Genomic DNA, 7,979 nt, shown 5'->3' with positions numbered 1-7,979 from the left:
GTACTGGAAAAAACTAACAATAAAGACTCTCTAACATTCTCGTTTAGTTCTTGTTTAATCAAATGTTTTAATAAACTTAGTTGAGCTAATTGTTTGTTACTAAATAACTGTTCAACAGTAGCTACATCAGAACCTTTAGGCAGTTTCAAGCCTTCGGGATAGGGATAGGTATTGAGTGCCTTTGTTATTGCTTCTTTGGTTTGCGGTTCTCGCTCTTGGTAGGCTAATTTAACTCGTTCAAAAGCCTGACTTAAATCATCAAAATCAACGGGACTAATTAAAGAATTAACAAGAAAAATAGCCAGAGGGTTAATATCAATACTAATCGCTTTGCGGTTATTCATTAAAGCTTCAATTGCCGTCACTCCACTACCGCCAAAAGGATCAAGAATGACATCTCCCGGTTGACTAAAGTTTTTAATATATTCTGCCACCACATTCCATGCTTGTTTAGTAAAATATCCATGCACACCAAAATGTCTTTTAGCTTGTTGTTTTTTTACCTCAATTGGTTCTAATAAGGGACGACTTGAGTAGTCAAAAGTTTTGCGACTGATTGGGGAATGGCTTTGATAACTAAAACTTTTCCCCACTTGAAATCTATCTGGCGCTAAATACTGGGTCAACTCTTGCCAACTATAGGTAATTTCATCAAGGGAAAAATATAAGATAGGTGTACTGGTATCGAGGGTCTTAAATAAACTAAATTCTAGGCCATTACAAAGAGCAAAATAATTGCTTCTGATTTCAGGATGACTCGCATAACTATAGACCTGTTCTACTGAATCACCTTCGTAGATATTTTCCGTTGGTTTTTTAGCCTCTAATACCCAAGCATAACTTTGATTAACTTTGAGAACATAGTCAGGAATTAAATTTATCGGACGTTTTTTACTGCCAACCTTTAAAAAGGGATGCCGTAGGGTTTTACTTCTTTCGATATTATCCTCTTGGTAGCCCAAACTTGTTAAAAGAGGCAAAATAATCACTTCTCTAACGCTGTCTTCCTTAAAGTTAGGGTTATTTTTAATTGCCTGAAAATCAATGTGAGAAAAAATATGATTCATGGGTTAGCACTGTTTGTGATAAGTAGGTAGGCGTTAAAAATTATCAGACACCCCCCTTATCAAGGGGGGCAGGGGGGATCCCCCCGCCTATCGGCACCCCCCTTATCAAGGGGGGATTAAGGGGGGATCGAACTTAAAATCCATTTTTAATTTAATTATAACCAGCTACTTAGTTTCGATAAATCTTCCTTACTCCGGGGAAAATCAGACCGATTAACTTTGAACACTTACCATTAACCCGCCGTGAAGTTGGGTAAGCTAAGACGCATCTTAACCGCCTATCCTTAGATGAGCTACATCTCCCTCAATCCTTTTACTGTTGCAAGAGTGCAAGAGTGCCTCATCTGAACAAGCAATTTAAATGCGCGGGCAGCTGATGACAGGATTTGACATTTGTTCTGGTGTTGCCCTGTTCCGGCGGTTTCTCTAGATAAGGTGGGTAGAGCATCTTTGACGATGCCTCAACAATATTAAGTTAGACAGGCTTTCTAAAATATATCGTAATCGAGTAGAAGTCCAGTTTCAACCCGCTTCTAGTCATACAAAATCCGTTGATTATAGGCTACTTATAAGGACAGGCACTCGTGCAACAGGGAATAGGCAAAAGGGGGAATAAATAATCAGTTTTTAATAACCAGATTTAGGATCACCGATGAGAATTCCCATCTCTTGAGAACGGGGAGATGTCAATTTTCTAGCAGTCGATGAGGGATTCCTGGAGACGAACCTAGCTAAAAATACCCCCACGCAATCGGTCAACCCGATTACGTTAAAATCAAAAGCAGGATACTGTGTATGACGGAAAAACTCGATGAACTCAGTGATTAAAGCGGTACAAACTGCCTATTATGGGGATGCAGCCTATCGGACACCACCACCGGACTTAGAATCTCTCCTGCTCAAAGAGAGAATTGTCTATCTGGGGTTGCCCTTATTTTCCTCCGATGATGTCAAGCGCAATGTCGGGGTGGACGTGACGGAATTAATTATCGCTCAACTGCTCTACCTGCAATTTGACGATCCCGAAAAACCGATTTTCTTCTATATCAACTCTACCGGCACATCCTGGTACACGGGGGACGCGATCGGCTACGAAACCGAAGCTTTCGCCATCTGTGACACCCTCAACTACATTAAACCTCCCGTTCATACTATCTGTATCGGACAGGCCATGGGAACTGCAGCGATGATTCTTTCCGCAGGAACCAAGGGTTTTCGCGCCTCCTTACCCCACGCTACCATTGTTCTCAACCAAAATCGCACTGGGGCGCAAGGACAAGCCACCGATATCCAGATTCGCGCCAAAGAAGTAATCGCCAACAAACAGACGATGTTGGAAATTTTCTCGAAAAATACGGGTCAAACCACCGAAAAACTGGCGAAAGATATGGATCGCACCTTCTATCTCACCCCACAACAGGCGAAAGACTACGGATTAATCGATCGCGTTCTCGAAAGTCGCAAGGAACTACCGAAACCCCTCGCCCAAGTTAGTTAAGATTTATTACAAATTAGCAGGAGTTGTTACCAATTATGCCTATCGGTGTGCCAAAAGTTCCCTACCGTCTGCCGGGTAGCCAATACGAACAGTGGATTAGCATTTACAGCCGTCTTTCGGTGGAACGCATTCTTTTTTTGGGGCAGGAAGTCACCGACGGGTTAGCCAATGCCCTTGTGGCCCAAATGCTTTATCTCGACTCGGAAGACCCCACTAAACCCATCTATCTCTATATCAACTCGCCGGGGGGTTCCGTTACCGCCGGGATGGCCATCTACGACACCATGCAGTACATCAAAGCGGAAGTGGTGACTATCTGTGTGGGATTAGCGGCCTCTATGGGGGCATTTTTACTGGCTTCCGGTAGTCCGGGTAAGCGTCTCGCCCTTCCCCACGCGCGGATTATGATTCACCAACCCATGGGCGGAACCGGGCGCCGGCAAGCGACGGATATCGACATTGAAGCTAAGGAAATCCTGCGTATTCGCCAGCAATTAAACGAAATTATGGCTAATCGCACCGGACAAACCATCGAACGCATCGAAAAAGACACGGACCGCGATTATTTCCTCTCCGCCGAGGAAGCTGTCGCCTACGGTTTAATTGATAAGGTGGTGGAGGGAAGACCGGCTTAAGTCAGTCAGAGGTTAGAACAGGCGAGAAACCTGTTCTAACTGCCATTGGACAAACTTCCTTAGATGGTAGGTTGGTTGATCGGATAAGAGGGTATCTGTTGGGTATGGAATTTTTAGCAACTTTAGAAACAGGCTTGATCTCTGCCGTGGCAATCATCAAGTTTTGCCTAGAAAGTATTTCGATCGCTTGTGTGGTGATCGGATTAATTAAAACCCTACAATTAGCTTGGCAGTCTAATCGTCACCGTCGCAGTCTTCCCCCTTTTTCCTTCAATCAAATTCGCATTCGTTTCGGTACTTGGCTATCTTTAGCCCTAGAGTTTCAGTTAGGTGGAGACATCGTGGCTACTACCGTCACACCTACTATAGAAGCCTTGGCACAACTCGCCCTCATCGCTATTATCCGAACTTTCCTCAACTATTTCCTCAGCCAAGAATTGGAAACGGAATTGTCCATGGAAAAAGAGCGATCGCAACTAGCAGCCCAGGACAATCTCAGGGATTTTTAATGCCAAAAAAAGGTGAGTTGACAATCACCTGACCTAACCCCTGATAAGCTGTTGACTATTGAGGGTATGCTAAAAAAGTTTTTCAGCAAGCTCTAGATAGTCAACAGCTTATTACTTTCGATCGCCCACTGGCTCAATTCCGTGCGATTATGAAGACCGGTTTTATGAAGCATATTCGACACATGGCTTTCGATTGTCCGTTGACTAACATTGAGTTTTGCGGCGATTTCCCGATTAGCCAGTCCCTGGGCGACCAATTGTACTACTTTTAATTCCGTTGGGGTTAATTCCACATTACCCTGGACTTGAACAGGGGTGACATCCGGGGAATGGATGCGGGTGCTGCGTTTCAGCAACCGGCCCGCTTGTTTAAGGGAAGACTCCACCCGGGCCACTAATTCTTCCGGTTCAAAGGGTTTGACCATATAGACATCGGCCCCGGTGATTAAACCTGTTATCTTGTCCTGACTTTGACCCTTAGGGGAGAGAAAGATCACGGGAATGCAACTAAAACGACTGTCCTGACGAATTTTTTCGAGGAAAGCATGACCGTCCATTTCTGGCATGATCAGATCACAGATAATCATATCGGGGATTTCTGCTGCTTTGGCAGTATTTGCCCCGCGTTCGAGGATTTCTAGGGCTTCGGGACCGTTTTCTGCGGTTGTCACCCTATAACCACGAAACTCTAGATAATCCTTCACCAAAAGTATTAAATTCGGGTCATCGTCGATTAATAAAAGTTGTTTATTGTCTTTGTTGGTCTCTTTCATCGCTATTTTCTGGGCTACAGGGTTGGGGGAATGGAGACGGACAAAGGATCGATAGGCAAGAGGCAACAGGTAGTTAGATATGTGCAATTAATTAGGGTTTCAGTTAGTTTTAACCCTGTTGTCCTCTATTGTTTCGGGTTCTTCTTCTGGACAGTTCAGGGAAATTGCCGGTAAATCGTGGCGAAGAAAAGCATATTCGGTGACGATTTGATTACCGATTAGGTGTTCTTGGATAATTCTTTCGATCGCTTCCTTGTTTACCCTTCCATACCAGACTCCTTCCGGGTACACTAATAAAATCGGGCCTTGGCTGCAAACCCGCAAACAGTTGGCTTTAGTGCGAAAAATACAGCCCGGACGGTCGGTGCTAGGGCGATCGAGTTCTAATTCACTTAACCGCTTCTTTAAATAATCCCATACTTCTAACCCTTCTTCCTTGTCACAACATTTTGGCTTAGTCTGATCGCAGCAGAGAAATAGATGACGCTGGATCTGGGCCAGTCCCAACTTAGCCACATTTTCCCCTAAGATATCTCTGGTGTCCGCTTCTTCCATAAATTTTTTTTATCAATTAAACTCTTGACATTGAACAGAAAATGTGCATGGCCGACTAAAATTTCGGTTTGAGGATGTAACGATAGATGAGATAAACGATAGCGGCAAGGATTAAAGCGCTTAAAACTGCGCTGACTAGGCGTAAAATCGCCGTTAAAATCGAAAGAGCCACAAAAACCCCCGCCACTGCCACGACTACCTGTGCCGGTGTGGACAGGCTGCCGTACCAAGTTTTCACTTTTTCGAGAGTGGCAGCGAAACTAACCGGGGTAGCAACGGGGGGAAAATCGTCGGTTTCGATTTCCACTTCCACTTCCTCTGGGGTATATTTAGTATCGAACGGTTCGGGAGACTGCATAAACACTCAAGCTACTTAACACTTCATCCCTATTTTATCGGTGATTGGGGTTGACAGGGGTTGGCGCAGAATTAATGTAACAATGAGTTTATCCATAGCTAAACGATCGGAATCTATGAGCCTATCGACTGCCACCGTTACCGCCATCAATTATCCCGATGCTACCATCACTAGGGCCGAACGCGCCCTCTGTTGTTCTCCTTTCCGTGTCACCCTATTCGCCGCTATGCTGGAGCAAAGTGTATCACTTTTAAGCATCCCTGGTGCTGGGGGTTTAGAGAAAGGTTATACTTCCAGACTGCTGACGGAAGCAGCAGCGGAAAGCTATCTTCTCTGGTTGATTAAAGTGGGAATTTTGCGGCGCGAAGTAGATGGACAGGGGATAACCGATAGTTTTCGTCTCACTCCTTTGGGGAGGAAATTAATAGAAAAATGGCAACCCCAAGGGGACTTTTTCCCTCAACCCACTTTCTGGCAAAGATTTTTAAATACTCTGCAACGTTGGTTTTCTTTTTAATGCTGTCGGGTGTCAGTTATCAGTTATCAGTTATCAGTTATCAGTTATCAGTTATCAGTTAACTGAAAATACTCAATAAAAAAACTAGATGAAAGCAATTATGGTAGTGGGGACAACCTCCCACGCGGGTAAATCTTTTTTAACTGCGGCTTTATGTCGTTTATTCAACCGGAAAGGCTGGCAGGTAACACCCTTTAAAGGTCAGAATATGGCCCTTAATGCCTATGTTACCGCCGGAGGGGGAGAAATGGGTCACGCCCAGGCGGTGCAAGCATGGGCCGCGGGGACAATTCCCCGGGTAGAAATGAACCCAATTTTATTAAAACCCCAGGGAAATATGACCTCTCAGGTGATTATTAAAGGCAAGGCTGTGGGTGTCACCACGGCAGTGGATTATTATCAGAATTATTTTGAGCAAGGTTGGCAAGCAATTAAAGAATCTTTAGCTAAATTATCAACAGAATTTGATCTAGTTGTCTGTGAAGGTGCGGGAAGTCCGGCGGAAATAAATCTCAAACATCGCGATTTAACTAATATGCGGGTGGCTAAATATCTCGATGCCGCTACTATTTTAGTGGTGGATATTGATCGCGGGGGGGCTTTTGCTCACGTCGTCGGTACGTTAGAATTATTAGAACCGGAGGAAAGAGCTTTAATTAAAGGTATTGTGATCAATAAATTTCGCGGACAAAAATCTCTCTTAGATTCGGGGATTACTTGGCTAGAAGATTACACAAAAATTCCCGTTTTGGGAGTTCTTCCCTATAGTGATATCTTTTTGAGTGCCGAGGATTCTCTCAGTTTACTCGATCGCCCCGCCCAAAAACCCAAAGCTGAACTAAATATCATTGTCATTCGTCTGCCTCATATCGCTAATTTTACTGATTTTGACCCTCTCTGTGGCGAAGCAACGGTCAATGTACGTTATCTAGAATTACAGGAATCTTTAGGTGATCCCGATGGGGTAATTATCCCCGGCTCTAAAACCACTGTTGCTGATTTAATTGCTCTTAATCAAAGTGGTATGGCTAATCAATTACAAGCCTATCACCAAAGGGGAGGTATTATCTTTGGCATCTGTGGTGGTTTGCAAATGTTAGGGCGATTAATCCTGGATACTGACCATCGAGAAGGTCCCGAAAGTGAGGCAGCTGGCTTAAATTTACTGCCCTTAAAAACGGTAATTACTGCCGAAAAAATTACCCGTCAACGACAAGTTTTATCTAATTATCCCCAAGGGGGTTTACCAGTAATGGGATACGAAATTCACCAGGGAATAAGCCAATGGGAAAGTGAATCAGGTTATCAAAAAATGTTCGAGGAAGATGCTAGTCTGGGAATTGTCAATGATTCTCTCTCAATTTGGGGCTGTTATTTACATGGTATCTTTGATAATGGTTCTTGGCGAAGAACTTGGTTAAATCATCTGCGTCAGCGTCGCGGTTTATTATCTTTGCCTACGGGAATTGCTAACTATTGCGAACAAAGAGAAATAACCCTAGATAATATGGCTAATTTATTGGAAGAACATTTAAATCTTCAACCTATTTTTGCTCATTTGTAAGGAGAAATTATGACTATTGCAGTGCGTTTTTTACCCGATGATATCATCATAGAAGCGGAAACTGGAGAACTATTATTAGATGTAGCCAAAAAAGCAGGAATTGACATTCCTACCGGCTGTTTAATGGGTTCCTGTCACGCTTGCGAGGTAGAATTAGATGATGGTACTCAAATTTGCAGTTGTATTACTGGTATCCCCGGCGATCGAGATTCTTTAACCGTTCATTTATACTCCGATCCGCTCTGGTAGTTGCTCCCTTAGATCTAGTCAAACTTGGGAACAATCCAAGCTGCTATAATAGCCAGTAAAACAACAATTTCTAAAATTTTATATAAGTTAAGAGATTGTAGCCACTGAAAAATCTTAGCTAGACGCAAACTTAACCCCCATTGACGTAATTGAGATAACCATAATTTCGGGCTATCTTGTTCACGAAAACGCCATTTAAGGATAGATAATAATAGGGGAACCCCTCCCACTTTAGCAGTCATGAGCAGGTGCAG

General features: G+C 43.6%; 10 protein-coding genes and 1 pseudogene. 6 read left to right on the top strand and 5 right to left on the bottom strand.

Annotation, left to right across the window (positions count from 1 at the left end; all coding sequences use genetic code 11):
* Positions 1–1,067, bottom strand: a 1,067-nt coding sequence (locus tag PX636_RS07360; protein WP_288116619.1) for a DNA methyltransferase, incomplete at its 3' end; no start/stop codon positions are given.
* An 811-nt stretch (positions 1,068–1,878) separates the two neighbouring features.
* On the opposite strand from PX636_RS07360, the gene PX636_RS07355 reads away from it, so the two are divergent.
* From PX636_RS07355 to PX636_RS07345, 3 genes are all read left to right on the top strand, one after another.
* Positions 1,879–2,565 carry an ATP-dependent Clp protease proteolytic subunit gene (locus tag PX636_RS07355; protein WP_002746650.1) on the top strand — a complete coding sequence of 229 codons (687 nt, stop codon included), beginning with the start codon at positions 1,879–1,881 and terminating at the stop codon, positions 2,563–2,565.
* Between the two features lie 35 nt (positions 2,566–2,600).
* Positions 2,601–3,200 (top strand): ATP-dependent Clp protease proteolytic subunit, encoded by a 600-nt coding sequence (locus tag PX636_RS07350; protein ID WP_002734165.1) that lies wholly within the window; start codon positions 2,601–2,603, stop codon positions 3,198–3,200.
* Positions 3,201–3,304: 104 nt separating this feature from the next.
* Complete coding sequence (locus PX636_RS07345) at positions 3,305–3,709, top strand: DUF1622 domain-containing protein (RefSeq protein WP_002762845.1); 405 nt, start codon at positions 3,305–3,307, stop codon at positions 3,707–3,709.
* Positions 3,710–3,801: 92 nt separating this feature from the next.
* Here the strand turns inward: PX636_RS07345 and PX636_RS07340 are convergent, their stop codons facing one another.
* The 3 genes from PX636_RS07340 to PX636_RS07330 all read right to left on the bottom strand — a co-directional run bounded on the left by PX636_RS07340 (position 3,802) and on the right by PX636_RS07330 (position 5,395).
* Entirely contained in the window at positions 3,802–4,482 is a 681-nt protein-coding gene (locus PX636_RS07340; RefSeq protein ID WP_002796415.1) for a response regulator transcription factor, read from the bottom strand.
* A 99-nt stretch (positions 4,483–4,581) separates the two neighbouring features.
* Complete coding sequence (locus tag PX636_RS07335; RefSeq protein WP_288116618.1) at positions 4,582–5,037, bottom strand: (2Fe-2S) ferredoxin domain-containing protein; 456 nt, start codon at positions 5,035–5,037, stop codon at positions 4,582–4,584.
* Positions 5,038–5,092: 55 nt separating this feature from the next.
* The gene (locus tag PX636_RS07330) at positions 5,093–5,395 is read right to left on the bottom strand and encodes a hypothetical protein (protein ID WP_002762842.1); all 303 of its coding nucleotides are present in this window, start codon (positions 5,393–5,395) and stop codon (positions 5,093–5,095) included.
* A gap of 115 nt (positions 5,396–5,510) precedes the next feature.
* Between PX636_RS07330 and PX636_RS07325 the strand changes: the two genes are divergently transcribed.
* From PX636_RS07325 to PX636_RS07315, 3 genes are all read left to right on the top strand, one after another.
* On the top strand, positions 5,511–5,912 hold the full coding sequence (locus PX636_RS07325; protein WP_044034734.1) for an Npun_F0494 family protein: 402 nt from the start codon (positions 5,511–5,513) through the stop codon (positions 5,910–5,912).
* A gap of 88 nt (positions 5,913–6,000) precedes the next feature.
* Positions 6,001–7,476, top strand: coding sequence for a cobyric acid synthase CobQ (gene cobQ / locus PX636_RS07320; RefSeq protein WP_288116617.1), 1,476 nt, complete (start codon positions 6,001–6,003; stop codon positions 7,474–7,476).
* A 9-nt stretch (positions 7,477–7,485) separates the two neighbouring features.
* Positions 7,486–7,725: a 2Fe-2S iron-sulfur cluster-binding protein gene (locus PX636_RS07315; protein WP_002775208.1), complete on the top strand. Its 240-nt coding sequence runs from the start codon at positions 7,486–7,488 to the stop codon at positions 7,723–7,725.
* Between the two features lie 14 nt (positions 7,726–7,739).
* Here PX636_RS07315 and PX636_RS07310 read toward each other — a convergent pair.
* Positions 7,740–7,979, bottom strand: a pseudogene (locus tag PX636_RS07310) (cytochrome b/b6 domain-containing protein); the annotation flags it as partial.

It is taken from the genome of Microcystis sp. M53598_WE2 (assembly GCF_030067735.1).
Classification (GTDB): domain Bacteria; phylum Cyanobacteriota; class Cyanobacteriia; order Cyanobacteriales; family Microcystaceae; genus Microcystis; species Microcystis aeruginosa.
The sequence above is the reverse complement of the archived record's forward strand: the minus strand, read 5'-3'. Positions and strand labels throughout refer to the sequence as shown.